Origin of the sequence: Mannheimia massilioguelmaensis, assembly GCF_000940515.1 — a bacterium.
GTDB classification, from domain to species: domain Bacteria; phylum Pseudomonadota; class Gammaproteobacteria; order Enterobacterales; family Pasteurellaceae; genus Basfia; species Basfia bettyae.
Genome location: NZ_CDQL01000007.1, coordinates 381,992 through 399,546, shown reverse-complemented (window position 1 = coordinate 399,546; position 17,555 = coordinate 381,992). Strand labels below are relative to the sequence as shown.

Below are 17,555 nucleotides of genomic sequence, written 5' to 3'. Positions count from 1 at the left end.
CATTACTCACCCGTCCGCCACTCGTCACCCAGGGAGCAAGCTCCCCTGTGCTACCGTTCGACTTGCATGTGTTAAGCCTGCCGCCAGCGTTCAATCTGAGCCATGATCAAACTCTTCAATTTAAAAAAGTTTAATCGCTCAAAATACTGACTTTAATCGCTAATTAAATTAACTTTGTTCAGCACCTTAAGACTTTATTTTTTTCAAAACCAAATCTTACAAGTGCCCACACAGATTGTCTGATAAATTGTTAAAGAGCAAAAAATAAATTGGTCGGCGAGATAGGATTTGAACCTACGACCCACTGGTCCCAAACCAGTTGCGCTACCAAGCTGCGCTACTCGCCGACACTTACCTTACGGTAGAAAATTGGGGTGGCTAATGAGGCTCGAACTCACGACAACTGGAATCACAATCCAGGGCTCTACCAACTGAGCTATAGCCACCACTGTTTAAATCAGTTGCAATTACGCTGACCTGGCGCGCTCGACAAGATTTGAACTTGCGACCTTTGGCTCCGGAGGCCAACGCTCTATCCAACTGAGCTACGAGCGCTCATCGCGTCGTTGCGGGGCGTATATTAATGGGTTAAGCAATGCTTGTCTAGTCTTTTTTTTAAAATTTTTATTGTTAGAATGCAAAATATACAAATTGAGTAGTTTTTACGATTATTTTGTTTGATTTTTAATTAACTCCTCCATTTTTCTTCTCTTCTAATTCTTCCCATCTCAGAAATGCATTCTCTAACTCCATCTCTTTATCAGCTAATTCTTGTAATTTTGCTGCAGTATATTGGTGAGGTTGTTGAAAAAATTCTGGATTAGCTACTTCTTCTTGTAGTAAAGATATAGCTTCTTCTAATTCTTCTAATAATTGTGGTAGCTTTTCTAATTCAAGTTGTTCTTTATAGGATAGCTTTATTGGTTTAGGTTTATTTTGTACTTTCTCAGAAATTTTTGATTTTTCTACCGCACTCTCAGTTATCACTTTTTTCACTTTATGCTTTTCAACTTCAGCTCGAGTAGCAAACACATTGGCTTGCTGCTGTTTTGCATCAAAGTAGCCACCAATATATTGGCTTAATTGACCATTACCTTCAAAGATATAGCATTCCGTTGCCACATTATCAATAAATTGACGATCATGGCTAACAATTAATAATGTACCTTGATAATTCGCAAGAATTTCTTCTAATAACTCTAAGGTTTCTACATCAAGATCATTGGTAGGTTCGTCGAGAATCAATAAATTGTTTTGTTTTAATAGCAATTTTGCCAATAATAAACGGTTACGTTCCCCCCCAGACAATGCTTTAACTGGTGTCATTGCACGTTTAGGTGGAAATAAGAAATCCTGTAAATAGCCTAATACATGGCGTTTTACCCCATTTACTTCAATATCCTGTTTACCATCTGCAACATTATCCATTACTGTTTTTTCAAGATCGAGATCAGCTCGATATTGATCGAAGTAAGCAATCTCTAATTTAGTACCACAACGAATGCTTCCTTGGGTTGGTTGAAGTTCATTAAGCAGTAATTTAATAAAAGTCGTTTTGCCACAGCCATTTGGTCCAACTAAGGCAATTTTATCACCACGTAATATTGTGGTGTTAAAATTAGATAATAATTGCTTACCTGCAACTATATAGCTTGCATTTTCTACTTCAAAAACAATTTTGCCTGAACGGCTTGAAGTATCTAATTGCAATTTGACAGTACCTAACACATCACGACGTTGACGACGTTCTTCACGCAATGCTTTTAATGCACGGACTCGCCCCTCATTTCTTGTACGACGAGCCTTGATACCTTGGCGGATCCAAACTTCCTCTTGAGCTAGTTTTTTATCAAACAAATCATTTTGAAGCGCTTCAACACGTAAGTTTTCTTCTTTAGTTGTCAAATACAAATCATAATTACCTGGGTAAGATACTAATTTACCGCGATCTAAATCTACTATTCTAGTCGCCATTTTACGAATAAATGAACGATCGTGAGAAATGAAAACAATGCTTCCACTGAAAGTCATTAAGAATTCTTCTAACCACTCAATAGCATCAACATCTAAATGGTTAGTAGGTTCATCCAATAATAATACATCTGGATTACATACTAACGCACGTGCTAGTGCGGCTTTGCGTAACCAACCACCAGATAATTCAGATAATAAGGTATTTGGATTTAATTCTAACTTAACCAAGACTTCATTAATTTTATTTTCAAACTGCCAGCCATTCTCATGTTCTAAACGGCTTTGCACTTGAGATAATTGACTTAATAAGGCTTCGCTATAATTGGTTTCTAATTGATTAGAAATATGATGATATTCTTTTAATAGATCAGCTAGATGTTCAATGCCCTCAGCCACATAATCAAAAATATTGCCTTCTGCATGACGTGGAGGATCCTGCTCTAAACGAGAAACGATTAAATCTTTTTCATATTGTACTCGACCATCATCCATCATTACTTCACCTGCTATAATTTTTAGCAACGTGGATTTTCCAGCCCCATTTCTTCCCACTAAACAAACCCGTTCATTAGGTTCAATATGTAAGTCTGCATGATCTAATAGAGGGTGATCGCTAAAAGAAAGATAACCGTTAGTTAAACTAATTAATGCCATTTTTATCTCGAATAGGTTTATATAATAAAAAAAGTAGAAAGATTTTAGCAGTTTTAGCTATAAAAGGGAAAAAGAAAGGCGCTAATTATTAGCGCCTGATATTTGATTAGTCTTTAGGTTCAAATCTTAAGAGTCGATTTGCATTAGTTGCCACAGTGATCGATGAGCAGGCCATAGCCGCTCCACCAAACATTGGATTCAATAGAAAACCAAAGACTGGATATAGCACACCTGCTGCAACAGGAATGCAAATGATGTTATACACGAAAGCAAAGAACAGATTCTGTTTCATATTATGTAGTGTAGCTTTAGCCAATGAAAGCGCATCTGCAACAGCATGAATACTATGACGCATTAAAGTCAATTCAGCAGTTTCAATGGCAATGTCACTACCACTACCAATAGCAATGCTCACATCTGCTTGGGCTAACGCTGGTGCATCATTGATACCATCCCCAACCATTACAACTTTATGACCTTGCTTTTGCAAATCTTGAATCACTTGAGCTTTACCTTCAGGTAATACGCCCGCAATGACTTGGTCAATCCCTAACTCTTTAGCAATTGCTTGTGCAGTTTTTTCTTGATCACCAGTTAACATAATTAGGTGGTAGCCTTGTTTATGCAAACGTTTTAAGGCTCCAACAGAATCATCACGCAACGGATCTCTAATGGCAAATACTGCTGCAAGTTGGTGATTCACTGATAAGAATACTACTGTCGAACCTTTAGCACTTTCTGATTGAAAGAACGATTCTGCTAATTCAGTTTGCACATTATACTGTTGTAATAAAGTGCGGTTCCCTAACAAAATTTTTTGTGTTCCCAGATTTGCAGTTACGCCAAGGCCTTTTAAGGTACAGAAATCTGTCATTTCTTGATTTACTGTGACCTGGCTATCCTTAGCAAAATCTAAAATGGCTTTTGCTAATGGGTGATTTGCACCTTGCTCTAACATTGCAGCATATTCAATTGCTTGAGTATCATTAAACTCATTAAAACTTGCCATTACCGTAACCTTAGGTTCTCCTTTAGTTAAAGTACCAGTTTTATCAAAAACCACAGTATCTATATTCGAGGATTTTTGTAATGCATCGGCATTACGAACTAACACACCTAATTCTGCCGCTCGTCCCACGCCACCAATAATAGACATTGGTGTTGCTAGACCTAAAGCACAAGGACAAGCAATAATTAATATGGTGGTAAGTACTACTAATGAATAAGAAATTTGAGGTTCAGGCCCCCAAAAATACCAAATCAATGCAGCAATAATTGCAATGCTAATTACCACAGGCACAAAAATACCTGCAATTTTATCCGCAAGTTGACCAATTTCAGGTTTACTACTTTGTGCTTGGCGAACTAAACGAATAATATTAGCTAAAGTAGTTTTGTTACCTACTTGTTCTGCTATAAACTGCAAGGTCCCGTCTGTGACTAATGTTCCTGCACTGACTTTATCGCCCACTTGTTTTTGTACGGGTATCGGTTCACCAGTAAGCATACTCTCATCAATCCAAGCCGCCCCTTGCAATACCATACCATCCACAGAAACACGATCACCAGTTTGTAAACGGATAACCATACCTTCTTGTACATTTCTAATTGGTATCTCATGCTCGCCCTGTTGATCAATAATTCGTGTGGTTTTCGGCGTCAAATCTAACAATCGTTCTAAAGCTTGTGATGATCTTTGTTTCGCTTTGGCTTCTAGCATTTTACCCACATTGATTAACCCAATAATCATTACACTTGATTCAAAATAAAGATGTCTTGAACCCTCAGGGAAAAAATCAGGTTTCAATGAGATAAACATAGAGAACAACCAAGCTACTCCCGTTCCTAAAGCTACAAGGGTATCCATTGTGGCATTTCCTTTCAGTAAATTACGCCATGCACGCTCAAAAAAATGCCACCCCGTCCATAACATAGCTACTAATACAACTACGCCAACAACAACCCAATTCCAATGATTTTCTGTGGTTGCAACCATAGTCCCACTGAAAATCCCCCAAAAGAACAAACCAAAACCAACAATTAATGCAACAATTGCTTGCCACTTACGTTGTGTAATTTCATATTCTGCCTGTGCATTTTGCTTTTCACGTCGAAGATTTTCATCTTCTACGAGTTCCGCTCCATAGCCAGCCTCTACAATAGCTTCTATCATAGTTTTAGGGTCAACCTTACCATACACAAGTGCGGTACGTTCTGCTAAATTAACTTGAGCTTTTGCTACCTCTGGAATATGTAATAAAGCTTTTTCCACTTTACTAACACAAGCAGCACAACTTAACCCTTCTAATATTAAGGTCGTTTGCTGTGTATTCTCATCTACCTTAATATTTTTCTCAGTTTTAGCTTCAATTTTTTTTACAGGTTGAGGAATTTCAACAATTTCAGGTAGAGGATTATTTCCTGGCTAAGCTCGCTTGAAAATCGGCATCAACGACTGCTTTGATTGCAGCTTCAGGATCTGCTGAACCATAAACTTTAGCATGAGTAAGTTCTACATTTACTGCTTCTACATTTTCAACAGAATTTAATGCTTTGGTTACAGATTTAATGCAATGACCGCAATTTAAACCAGCTAAATCTAATTCAAAACTTGGTGTAGCTACTTTTGCTTGAAAACCTGCATCAACAATGGCATGAATAAATTCTTGTGGATCTTTATCGCTATTAATTTTTGCAAAATTTAAAGTCACTTCAGCCGTTTCTGGACCACTAATTGCTTCAATTGCTTTAGTAACAGATTTAATACAATGACCACATGAAAGATCACCTAATGCTAAAATAATATTTGCCATAATGAACTCCTTTATTTTTAACTAGTTTTTGACGATATAAGAATAAAGCTTGACATAAGGGGAAGGTCAAGCGTAAATTACAAAAATGATTAAAAATAATTCAATAAAAAATAAAATGAATATTAATGAAATTGCTAAACAAACTAATCTCACTGCCAAATCCATTCGTTTTTATGAAGAAAAAGGATTAATCACCTCACCACAACGTGCAGCCAATGGCTATCGTCAATATAGCCAACAACATATCAATGAATTAAATCTTATTCATCAAGCCCGTCTAGTAGGATTTTCTTTACCTGAATGTAAAGAATTAATCGAATTCTATAATAACCCTCATCGGCGTAGCGCAGATGTAAAAGAAAAAACCTTAGCTCGTATTGAGGCAATTAATGAGCAAATTGAAAAACTACAACAAATGAAAAATCAATTATTAGATCTTGCTAATCAATGCCCTGGTGATGGTTCTGAACATTGTCCAATTATTGAAGGCTTGACTTGCCCTAAATGCGTTGCTAACTAGGATATTTAATGCTTACTCAATATAATCTTGCACTTTTTAAAGTTCACTGTACTGCGGTTTTATTCGGTTTAACCGGTGTTTTAGGGGCTATCATTCAAAGCAGTTCTGAAGTATTAGTCTTTGGTCGAGTACTCATTGCATTTGTAGCCCTTAGCTTCTTCTTATTAGTGAAATCCCAAAGAATAATTAAATTATCAACTAAAGATATGCTAATACAAGCTATATTAGGCACCATGCTGATTTCTCATTGGATTACCTTTTATATTGCGATCAAAGTCGGTGGTGTTGCCGTTGGTACGTTAGGTTTTGCGAGCTTTCCAGCCTTTGTCGCATTATTTGAAGTTTTAATCCTTAAAGAAAGTATTAAACGACGTGAAATTATTTTATTAGTGGCAATCACCTTAGGATTAGCCTTAATTACACCTAAGTATGAATTTGGTAATCAAGCTACTCAAGGTTTATTGTGGGGGATTTTCTCAGGTGCTATTTATGCCGCTTTAGCTATTTTCAATCGCTATAATGCTGAAAAACTCTCAGGTACGCAAGCTAGCTGGTGGCAATATCTCGCTGGAGCACTTGTACTTATGCCATATTGCCTCACTGAATTACCAAAAGTTACAGCTATAGATTGGTTTTGGATTGGTTGTTTAGGATTATTATGTACTAGCCTTGCTTATACAATATTCGTTTCTAGTCTGAATATTATTAAGGCTCGTACCGCAGCAATGATCATTTCATTAGAACCCGTTTATGCCATCTTAATTGCATGGTTATGGCTAGATCAAGTACCGAATATAAGAATGATTATTGGTGGTTTAATCATACTCATATCAGTGGCAATTGTGAATTTTAGAAGATAATGCTTCTTATATCTTATAAAAGTGCGGTCAGAATTAAAAAAATTTTATCTTTTATAATTTAGAGGCATGTTTCCTCTTTCACATGCCTACTATCATTGTGCTAAATTAAATCAGATATTATTTCATCAATCGTTTTTATTATATCTGGATCTTCACATATATAAGGATCCAAATGACAAATTAACTGCCAGTCACCATTATCCTTACAGACCATAATTGCTTCCCCATCTTCTGAACCTAAATATTGTCTTTCAACCTTAAATCCTTGCTCTTCTAGATGTTGTTTAATTATTCTATAAGTCTTTTCTCTATGTAAAATATATTCTTTAACATCCTTATTATCGATAATATAAGCATCTACTTTTGTAGTTCCTTCCACGATGCCCGTTCCTTGCGCTGATAAAACAGGCATTTCTTTCCAAATAATCTCAATCCTTGTTTTTTCAAAAAACATAAATCGAGTAATAGGAACAATATTCCCATTAAAATTAATTTCAAAATAATCGGGTAATTTATCGGGACAGAGATATTCATATAACTCATTATCTTCTTCATCGTAGCTATAAGCGGCTATTTGAGAAATAAACTCTCTGCCTTCTGAAATACTGTTAAAAATACCTAACTCAATTTTATGATCATCTTGGCTAAGTTCTAAAACATACATATTAAATTTCCTATTATTTTTATTTACAATTGCTAATTTAATTTTTCCAAATGTAACACATCTATTTAACTCAATTCAGCTTTCAGTTGTTGACTAAGCAAAGAACGTTGTTGCTCTGTGAGCGCTTTATTCTCAGCATTCGTTAAAATAAAAAAGTCTTCTGCTTTTTCACCAACCGTGGTAATTTTCGCATTTTGTATATTCAGATTATGTTCACTAAAAATACGACTGACATCTGCAAGTAATCCTGTTTTATCTAAAGCATACAATTCCATCTCTGTATGCGTAGTTTTTATTGTATTTAAAAAGCGAACCTCAGTACTCACATAGAAATGTTGCAACCGATGATTATTTATACCCTGTAACTTTGGCAAGTCATTCGATTTTAATACTTCAATAATTGACTTTTCGAGTTTTCTTCTTCTGTCAAAATCAAGTAACGAACCATCTATTTCTGTCACAATAAAAGTATCAAATGCATAACCATCTAAACTTGTCATAATTTGCGCATCATGAATACTCAATTTTTTATTACTAATCACACAAGCTACTTTATAAAAAAGACTCCGTTGATCTTTACAGTAAATAAAAATGCCTGTACCGCCAGAAGAAAAACGATTACTCACTTTAACTACGATTTGAGAATCAACACCTAACAATAAATTTGCATGCCAAGCTAATTCTTGTGGAGTATTTCTCAAAAAATATTCTTCTGGGCAACGAGCCCATAATTCTTGAATATTTTCATTAATGCCTTGATTATGTAATATTTCCAATGCAAGTTTAGCATTATATTGAGCATGCTCTTTACTATCCCGCAAACTATCCATCCCTTGTTTAAATTGCTCTTTTGTATAATGATACAAACTAGTAAACAATGAACGTTTCCAACTATTCCATAATGCCACATTTGTAGCACAAATATCCGCTACAGTGAGACAAATTAAATAATCTAATCGCACTTGATTCTTTACATCTTCTGCAAAACGCATAATCACTTCTGGATCATGAATATCACGACGCTGAGCGGTTATGGACATTAATAAATGTTTTTTTACCAACCATTTCATGGTATCAATTTCACGTCCATTAAAACCATGCTGCACAGCAAATTGTGCAACCTCTAACGCCCCTAATTCTGCATGATCACCACCTCTTCCTTTGGCAATATCATGAAATAATGCTGCGATATAAATTAAACTGCGATCGGGTAATTTTGGAAAGGTATAAGCACAAATAGGATGAGATTCCATGCTACTATCATCAACAAAACTTTCTAGTTTTGACAATAAACGTATAGTATGTTCATCCACCGTATAAATATGGAATAAATCAAATTGCATCAGCCCTTCTATACCTTTCCAAGCTGGAATATAAGCTGTTAAAACGCCATATTTATGCATCGGGATTAAAGCTCTTTCTACCGCTTTTGGCTTGGTAAGTATTGTTAAAAACTTTTCACGTGCAGCGGGGATTTCACAAAGATAACCCGTTAATTGCCCTAATGCTAAATGTAATTGACGTAATGTATTAGAATGAATATCAATTTTAGGATGTTCAATCAAATGAGCAAAAAGATCCAAAATGCTTTCAGGTTTTTGCATAAAACAAGTTTGATTATGTAAATATAAGCTATTATTCACTATTTCAAAATGTTCATCTAATACATCACGCTGATGTGTTATCATCGGTTGTAAAAAATGCTCTTTATAATGTTTTGCTAGAATATCACTGGCTAATGAAATAGCTTGAAGGGATTGGAAAAAATCTTTCATCATGGCTTCCACGCCTTGATTACCCTCACCTTGATAACCAAGTAATTGGCTTACTTTTACTTGAAATTCAAATAACAAACGATTGTCATAACGTTTGATAATTAAATGTAATGCAAAACGCACTTTAAATAAAAATTGTTGATGTTTTTCTAGTTCTTCAAATTCTTCTGGATAAATAAAACCTGTTTGAAAAATATCTTCTAAGTTTAAAACATTGAAATGACGCAAAGCGATCCAATAAATAAGATGAAGATCTCGTAAACCGCCTGGGCTATATTTAATATCAGGTTCTAGATTATAACTAGTGTTGTTATAACGTTGATAACGCTCAATTTTCTCTTGTATCTTCGCATTATAAAAATCTTCTTTCGTCCAAAAATCAGGCGCTTGCAATAAATTATTTAACTCACAATGCAATGATTCATTACCACATAAGAAACGGCTCTCTAGTAAATTAGTCGCAATGGTTATTTCATTACGTCCTTCAACATCACACTCAGCTAATGTTCTGACACTTGCTCCTACTTCAAATCCACAATCCCATAAAAATTGAATATATTCACTTATTTTTTCAGCTAAAACCGAGGGTAATGTATGCTTGCTTAAAATCAGAAAATCAATATCTGACAAGGGAAACATCTCTTTACGTCCATACCCACCAACCGCAATTAAAGCTAAATCTTGAATTTGTTCAAAACCAAATTGCGTCCATAATTCAACCAGCAACTTATCGTAGGCTAAAGTGCGGTTAGAAATTAGAAAATTTATATCCGATTGAGCAAAATTTTCTAATTCTATTTGCTTAAGTTGTGCCTTCTGTTGTTTCACATTATCAACTGTCAACGGCATATTAAAAAATTCAGACATAGCCTTACCTAAATCATTACATTAATAGAAAGTACGTAAATATTATGGCGAAGAACCTAAATTCACTAAAGGAAAATATTTAGCCAAAAAAAGCCCCGTGTAAAACGGGGCATTAAAAAATACAGCTGATTAGCTATTAATCATAATACGAGTAATGCGACCTTCTCGCTCTTCTTCATCACGGATGGTCATCACTTCACAACCCTGTTCTGTCACCACTAACTCATGTTCATATTGCGCTGAATGGCTACGGTCTTTAGTTTTTACTGTCCAACCATCGCCCATTAAACGAACTTCTTTTTTACCTGCATTAACCATAGGTTCAATCGTAAATACCATACCTGGTTTTAAGATCACACCACCATCGTCACCAAAATAATGCAACACTTGAGGTTCCGTATGATATTCATCACCAATCCCATGTCCACAATATTCACGCACTACAGAAAAACCTTGTTTTTCAACATACTGTTGAATAGCTTTACCAATAGTGTTCAAACGAACTCCTGCTTTCACTGCACGGATACCTACATATAATGCTTCTTGTGTAACATCGCATAATAATTTACTTCTTACACTCGTTTCACCCACAATATACATTTTGGAGTTATCTCCGTAGTAACCATCTTTGATTACCGTAACATCTAAGTTTAAGATATCGCCCTTTTTTAAGATCTTATCTTCACTTGGAATGCCATGGCACACCACATCATTTAATGAAATACAGGTTGCTTTAGGAAAACCATGATAGCCAACATTTGCAGGGATACCCCCTTGAACTTGCTCAATATATTCATGACAAATACGGTCGAGCTCTCCAGTAGAAATTCCTTCTTTAATATGAGGTTCAATCATTACTAAAATATCAGATGCTAATTTACAGGCAATACGAATTTTTTCTAATTCTGCCTCTGTTCTTAATGGAATAGCCATTTTTATCTCTCTTATAAAATCGGTTAGACGTTGTCTTCTATATTAAAAATCGTTCGTATATGATAACACTTTTTATTTACATGCTCCACATTCTAAAAATTACTAATATCTGAAGATTTTTTGTTGAACGATTTAGTCGGTTATACGATAATATAAAATTATTTTTCGGAACATTTAGATTAGAAATGTGGGATATAGATTATGACAGATATAGCAGTGCCTCTAACATTTACTGATGCAGCAGCTAATAAAGTAAAAAACCTAATTTCAGAAGAAGAAAATCCAGAATTAAAATTAAGAGTATATATTACTGGTGGTGGTTGCAGTGGCTTCCAATATGGTTTTACTTTTGATGAAAAAGTTAATGATGGAGATTTAACTATCGAAAATGCAGGTGTTCAATTAGTAATTGATCCAATGAGTTTACAATACTTAATTGGTGGAACCGTGGATTATACTGAAGGATTAGAAGGTTCACGTTTCATTGTGCACAATCCTAATGCAACAACAACTTGTGGTTGTGGCTCATCATTCAGCATTTAATATGGTCATATGGATTTTAGATTTACCTATGATTTAGGTTCTGTTATTGCCAAATGTTCCATGGGACATGAAGCAGTAGCTAACTGGTTCAATACAGAAGTGCGGTGTGATTTTCAGAAAATTCATACCGCACTTATTGCTCTTAAACAAGCTAAAATAGGCTTACCACAACATCAAGAAATTCGATTAATTGGTGCCGAATATAGTGTATTTATTCACTCCGATGAAGTATTAATCAAAGCCAATAACCTTGATATTGCTGACAGTAATGAACAAGAGATGGAACAAGATTTTAATTACTATAATGAAGAAAGTATTGCTTTCTGTGGATTAGAAGACTTTGAAAGATTTCTTCTCTCTTATCTCGAATTTATGGACATGCCCTCTTCGACTTAAATATACTTCAAAAGAATCATACGATGTGTTCTAGATAAAATTTCTCAATTTAACACCGCACTTAACTCCTTTTCCATTAAGAACATAATTAAGCATAAATATTAATCAATGATTTTCCTTTTCGCACATTTAACGATTAAAAAGTATCCATTCTAAAAAAATTTTTATATGTAGATCACATTTTTACATTTCCCTTTTTGAAATTTTTATTTCATTCTCCTAGTATAGCTGCCACGATTTCACATTAAATTTCAAAATAAAATACTAAGGGGATATTATGTCATTAGACAATAATTCTAAAAAATGGAGCAAGTTCGATATTACTTGGATGTTAAACTTATTCGGTACAGCCGTTGGTGCGGGTGTATTGTTTCTGCCAATTAATGCAGGAATGGGAGGATTCTGGCCGCTTGTATTAATGGCAATATTTGTAGGTCCTATGACCTATTTAGCTCACCAAGGGCTTTCACGCTTTGTACTTTCATCATCAAAACCAGGAAGTGATATTACCGAAGTTGTAGAAGAACACTTTGGTAAAACAGCAGGAAAACTTATTACTTTATTATACTTCTTTGCTATTTTCCCAATCCTATTAATTTATGGTAATGGTATCACGAATACTATTGATTCATTTATTGTGAATCAACTTGGTTTACCTTCACCCAATCGTGTTATTCTTTCTTTCGTTTTAATTGCATCATTAATTTCTGTTATGTTAATGAATGAGAAAGTGATGTTGAAATTAACTGAGCTTTTGGTTTACCCATTAGTATTCATTCTTTTTGCTTTATCAATTTATTTGATTCCTGAATGGAATACCTCAATGCTTAGCCAACTTCCAACTACAGGAGATTTTATCAAGACATTGTGGATCACTATTCCAGTATTAGTCTTTTCCTTCAATCACTCTCCTGCTATTTCTGCATTCTCTCAATCACAACAACGAGAATATCAAGATCCTGAATTAGCAGAAAAACATGCAAGTAAAACCTTAAAAGGAGCTGCAACTATATTATTAGTATTTGTGATGTTCTTTGTTTTCAGTTGTGTACTTACCTTAACACCAGAAGAACTTGTAGCCGCTAAAGCACAAAATATTAGTATTTTATCCTTTTTAGCAAATAAATTTGATAATCCTTATATTTCTTATCTTGGTCCATTGGTTGCATTCTTAGCAATTACCAGTTCATTCTTTGGTCATTACTTAGGTGCACGTGAAGGCTTAGAAGGTTTATACATTAAATTACAAGGTGAAAATGCAAAATCTATTAATCGTAAAAAACTTAATTATGGTGCAGCAATTTTCTTCTTATTCACATTATGGGGAGTGGCTATTATCAACCCAAGTATTTTAGGTTTAATCGAATCACTTGGTGGTCCAATTATTGCGATGATCCTATTTATTATGCCAATGTATGCTATCCGTAATGTTCCAGCAATGAAACGTTATCAAGGTAAATTCAGCAACGTTTTCGTAACTATTATGGGATTAATTGCGATTTCTGCAGTTGTCTATGGACTCTTTTAAAAATTAGTCTAAAATCTCTCAACTTATAAAAATAAAAATCCCCTTTAATAAACATAGTTAAAGGGGATTATACATATGAGAATAATAATATGATTAGTGTATTTGACATGTTTAAAGTGGGCATTGGTCCATCAAGCTCGCATACTGTTGGGCCAATGAAAGCAGGTAAACAATTTATCGACGATTTAATTGCACAGGGAAATCTAGAAAAAACAACCCATATTCGTGCAGATGTGTATGGTTCACTTTCTATGACGGGACGAGGTCATAGTACTGATATTGCGATTATTATGGGGTTAGCTGGTTATCTTCCTCATAATGTGGATATTGATAATATTCCAGATTTTATCTCTCAAGTAAAACAAACAGCACATTTACCTATCGCAGAGGGAAAAGCTTTAGTTGAATTTGATTTTGATAAAGATATGGTTTTCCATAATACTTTTCTTTCTTTACATGAGAATGGTATGACATTAACTGCGTTTAATGGAGATACCGCCATTTATAACCAAACCTATTATTCAATTGGTGGTGGTTTTATTGTTGATGAAGCACATTTTGGTGAAGTTCAAGAAGAAAGTATAAGCATTCCTTATCCTTATAAAAATGCTGCAGATATTCTTCAACATTGTAATGATTCTGGCTTACCAATTTCTACAGTTATCTACAAAAATGAAATTGCATTACATAGTCAAGAAGATCTTGAACATCATTTAGCCTGGGTATGGCAAACCATGCAAGATTGTATTGCTCATGGCTTGAAAACAGAAGGTCTATTACCAGGGCCTTTAAAAGTCTCTCGCAGAGCACCAGCTTTACACCGTTTATTGCAAGCGAATAGCAATTTAAATAATGATCCAATGCAAGTAATAGATTGGATTAATATGTATGCACTGGCGGTGAATGAAGAAAATGCTGCAGGAGGACGAGTTGTTACAGCACCAACCAATGGTGCCTGTGGCATTGTTCCTGCGGTATTGTCTTATTATGAAAAATTTATTTCACCTTTAACTCCTGAAACCGTTCAACGTTATTTATTAACTTGTAGTTTTATTGGTTCGCTTTATAAAATGAATGCATCAATCTCTGGAGCGGAAGTAGGTTGTCAAGGCGAAGTTGGTGTTGCTTGTTCCATGGCAGCTGCTGGATTAACTGAAATTCTTGGTGGTACTCCAGAACAGGTCTGTATTGCGGCTGAAATTGCAATGGAACATAATTTAGGATTAACTTGTGATCCTGTCGGAGGTCAAGTACAAGTGCCTTGCATTGAGCGTAATGCAATTGCCTCAGTAAAAGCAATTAATGCGGCTCGCATGGCTGTGCGTCGTAGTACAAACCCTCGTGTAAGCCTAGATAAAGTCATCGAAACTATGTATGAAACTGGTAAGGATATGAATGCAAAATATCGTGAAACCTCACAAGGTGGCTTAGCAATTAAAATAGTATGTAGCTAATTTCCTAGCGCATAAAATTTTTCCAGAATGAACCGCACTTTGAGCGATATCCTACTCAAAGTGCGGTTACTTTTTCGTTAATTTACATATATTTTTAAGGTTCTTTACAAATTCTATGATAGAATTTCTTCTGTGATTTTATGAGAATTAGGTCAATAAATAATGTCAAAAGAACAAGATCAAGATGATTTAGCACAGCAAGATGATATTGAGCAAGAAGATGTAAAAAAAAGTAGAAAAAAACGTTTTACACTTTTTATCGCAAAAGTTGGATTTACTGCTGCTTGTCTAATTACCGCTTATGGCATTTATTTAGATGGACAAATTCGTTCTAAAATGGATGGACAAATTTGGCGTTTGCCCGCTGAAGTCTATAGCCGTATCGAAAAAATACGCTTAGAAGATCATTTCTCTTTAGAAAAAATCAAACAAACCTTATTAGAAAATGATTACCGCCAAACCACGATGGTTGCGGCACCTGGTGATTTCAAAATTGAAGACAATACCATGGTACTTATTCGTCGTGCCTTTCCCTTTCCTGAACAACCTGAAGCTCAACGAGTCTTCCGTTTACGTTTTGTGGACAATAAGCTTGATGTCATTGAGGATCTCATTAATTTAAAAGCAATTGATGAATTCAAGATTGCTCCAAGATTAATTGGGATGCTTCAGTCTGAAAATGAAGAACGTCTTGCTATCCCATTACAAAACTACCCTCGTTTACTTATTGATGCACTCCTCTTGACAGAAGATAGAAATTTTTATGAACACGAAGGAATTAGCCCACTTGGAATAGCTCGTGCCATGATCACAAATATTCGTGCAGGTCATACTGTACAAGGGGGAAGTACATTAACTCAGCAACTAGTGAAAAATTTATTTCTTAGTAACAAGCGTTCTATTTCTCGTAAAATCAATGAAGCACTAATGGCTGTGCTATTGGATCTTCGCTATGATAAAAATACCATTTTAGAAACCTATTTAAATGAAATCTATTTAGGTCAAAATGGTGATACACAAATTCATGGTTTTGAATTAGCCAGTCATTTCTATTTCGGGCTACCAATAAGGGAAGCAAGCCTTGATCAAATTGCATTATTAGTCGGCATGGTAAAAGGTCCTTCTCTTTATAATCCATGGCGTAATCCCACTTATGCGTTAGAACGTCGCAATGTAGTATTAAAATTATTATTAGATCATAAAGTTATTGGTAATGAACTTTATGAAATGCTAATTAAACGTCCTCTAAATGTTCAAGAAAAAGGTAAAATTGCTCGTAATTACCCTGCTTTTATTCAGACTTTACAAACAGAGCTACGGGATACCTTCGGTGAAGATCGTGAATCAAAACTGATGGGAGCACGTATTTTTACCACTCTTGATCCGAAACAACAAAGCTATGCGGAACAAGCGGTAGTTAATGCGACTTCTGAACTACAACTTAAAACCAAAAATCCTGCATTAGAATCTGCGATGATCGTAGCTGATTACAAGCATGGTGAAATTCGAGCGCTGGTAGGAGGGACACAAATTCAATATGCAGGGTTTAACCGTGCCTCTATGGCAAAACGCCAAATTGGTTCATTAGTAAAACCTTCTGTTTATTTGGCGGCTTTATCTGATCCCGAAAAATTCCGTCTTAATACGCCATTAAATAATCATCCTATTACTATCACAATCAAAGGAAGCCAACCTTGGTCACCTCGTAACTATGATAAAAAGTTCAGTGGTTCTGTGATGGTAATTGATGCATTGTCTCGTTCTTTAAATATACCTACCGTAAATCTAGGAATGAAAACGGGATTAAGCAAAGTTATAGAAACTCAAAAAGCCATGGGATGGGATAAGGTAAACATTCCTAAAGTTCCTTCAATGTTATTAGGTTCTTTACAAGTATCACCTTATGATGTTACGAGATTATTTCAAACTATTGCGAATAATGGTGGAAAAATTCAATTAACAACTATAGATAGCATTACTGATCGTCAAGGAGAGATTTTATATCAACATTCAACACAACCAGAACAAGTTGTCCCTGCCGAAGCAGCTTATCAAACTCTCTATGCTATGCAAGAAGTTGTAGACAGAGGGACTGCTCGTAGCTTAATGAATGATTTCCCTCAATATCATCTTGCAGGTAAAACAGGAACAACTAATGATGCAAGAGATACATGGTATGTTGGAATTGATGGCAAACATTTAGTGACTGTTTGGGTTGGACGTGATGATAATGGTGAAACAGATTTAACAGGTTCAAGTGGTGCGTTATATGTTTATAAAGATTATTTGAAACGTACTCCAATTACTAGTTTAAGACTGGATAAGCCTAAATCTATCAAATTTGTTGGCATTAATAGCTATGGAAGTTGGGATTGCTATACTCCAACAAAAACCATTCCAGTTTGGATAAATAAAGATCAAAACTTCTGTAATTATTCACCTAAACCTGCGCCAATCGTAGATGCTCAACCGTCGGGTTTATCTTTGGTGCCTTCTATACCACAACAAGAAAATCCATCTATTAAGCATAGTGATCAAGGTGCCACAGTTGAAGAAGCAAAACCTGCGGAGTAG

Annotated in this window: 13 protein-coding genes, 3 tRNA genes and 1 rRNA gene; 7 read left to right on the top strand and 10 right to left on the bottom strand. The window is 35.1% G+C overall.

From position 1 onward, the window contains the following. The 7 genes from BN1226_RS08460 to BN1226_RS08430 form a co-directional block, all read right to left on the bottom strand. Nucleotides 1–122, bottom strand: a 16S ribosomal RNA gene (locus BN1226_RS08460); the annotation flags it as partial. Nucleotides 123–270: 148 nt separating this feature from the next. Further along, nucleotides 271–347, bottom strand: a tRNA-Pro gene (locus BN1226_RS08455). Between the two features lie 23 nt (nt 348–370). Continuing rightward, a tRNA-His gene (locus tag BN1226_RS08450) sits at nt 371–446 on the bottom strand. Between the two features lie 32 nt (nt 447–478). Further along, nucleotides 479–555 (bottom strand) — tRNA-Arg (locus BN1226_RS08445). Between the two features lie 129 nt (nt 556–684). Continuing rightward, a complete protein-coding gene (locus BN1226_RS08440; protein WP_044470800.1) occupies nt 685–2,628 on the bottom strand; it encodes an ABC transporter ATP-binding protein in 1,944 nt (647 codons plus the stop codon). Nucleotides 2,629–2,734: 106 nt separating this feature from the next. Beyond that, nucleotides 2,735–4,900, bottom strand: a complete 2,166-nt coding sequence (locus BN1226_RS08435; RefSeq protein ID WP_420835355.1) for a copper-translocating P-type ATPase — start codon at nt 4,898–4,900, stop codon at nt 2,735–2,737. Nucleotides 4,901–5,042: 142 nt separating this feature from the next. Continuing rightward, complete coding sequence (locus BN1226_RS08430; protein WP_044470798.1) at nt 5,043–5,441, bottom strand: cation transporter; 399 nt, start codon at nt 5,439–5,441, stop codon at nt 5,043–5,045. 115 nt (nt 5,442–5,556) lie between these two features. Here BN1226_RS08430 and cueR point away from each other — a divergent pair, with 115 nt between their 5' ends. Both cueR and BN1226_RS08420 read left to right on the top strand, forming a co-directional pair. Next, a complete protein-coding gene (gene cueR, locus BN1226_RS08425) occupies nt 5,557–5,961 on the top strand; it encodes a Cu(I)-responsive transcriptional regulator (RefSeq protein WP_044470822.1) in 405 nt (134 codons plus the stop codon). A gap of 8 nt (nt 5,962–5,969) precedes the next feature. Continuing rightward, nucleotides 5,970–6,821: a DMT family transporter gene (locus BN1226_RS08420; RefSeq protein WP_044470797.1), complete on the top strand. Its 852-nt coding sequence runs from the start codon at nt 5,970–5,972 to the stop codon at nt 6,819–6,821. A 100-nt stretch (nt 6,822–6,921) separates the two neighbouring features. Here the strand turns inward: BN1226_RS08420 and BN1226_RS08415 are convergent, their stop codons facing one another. From BN1226_RS08415 to map, 3 genes are all read right to left on the bottom strand, one after another. Continuing rightward, a complete protein-coding gene (locus tag BN1226_RS08415) occupies nt 6,922–7,485 on the bottom strand; it encodes a hypothetical protein (RefSeq protein ID WP_044470796.1) in 564 nt (187 codons plus the stop codon). Between the two features lie 65 nt (nt 7,486–7,550). Next, nucleotides 7,551–10,127: a bifunctional uridylyltransferase/uridylyl-removing protein GlnD gene (gene glnD / locus BN1226_RS08410; protein ID WP_044470795.1), complete on the bottom strand. Its 2,577-nt coding sequence runs from the start codon at nt 10,125–10,127 to the stop codon at nt 7,551–7,553. A 129-nt stretch (nt 10,128–10,256) separates the two neighbouring features. Next, nucleotides 10,257–11,060 carry a type I methionyl aminopeptidase gene (gene map / locus BN1226_RS08405; protein ID WP_044470794.1) on the bottom strand — a complete coding sequence of 268 codons (804 nt, stop codon included), beginning with the start codon at nt 11,058–11,060 and terminating at the stop codon, nt 10,257–10,259. 201 nt (nt 11,061–11,261) lie between these two features. On the opposite strand from map, the gene erpA reads away from it, so the two are divergent. From erpA to mrcB, 5 genes are all read left to right on the top strand, one after another. Continuing rightward, nucleotides 11,262–11,603: an iron-sulfur cluster insertion protein ErpA gene (gene erpA / locus BN1226_RS08400; protein ID WP_005761246.1), complete on the top strand. Its 342-nt coding sequence runs from the start codon at nt 11,262–11,264 to the stop codon at nt 11,601–11,603. A 9-nt stretch (nt 11,604–11,612) separates the two neighbouring features. Beyond that, nucleotides 11,613–11,999: a YacL family protein gene (locus BN1226_RS08395; RefSeq protein WP_005761245.1), complete on the top strand. Its 387-nt coding sequence runs from the start codon at nt 11,613–11,615 to the stop codon at nt 11,997–11,999. 277 nt (nt 12,000–12,276) lie between these two features. Further along, entirely contained in the window at nt 12,277–13,527 is a 1,251-nt protein-coding gene (locus BN1226_RS08390; protein ID WP_005761199.1) for an HAAAP family serine/threonine permease, read from the top strand. Between the two features lie 89 nt (nt 13,528–13,616). Next, a complete protein-coding gene (locus BN1226_RS08385) occupies nt 13,617–14,981 on the top strand; it encodes an L-serine ammonia-lyase (RefSeq protein WP_044470793.1) in 1,365 nt (454 codons plus the stop codon). Nucleotides 14,982–15,143: 162 nt separating this feature from the next. After that, complete coding sequence (mrcB, locus tag BN1226_RS08380) at nt 15,144–17,555, top strand: penicillin-binding protein 1B (RefSeq protein WP_044470792.1); 2,412 nt, start codon at nt 15,144–15,146, stop codon at nt 17,553–17,555.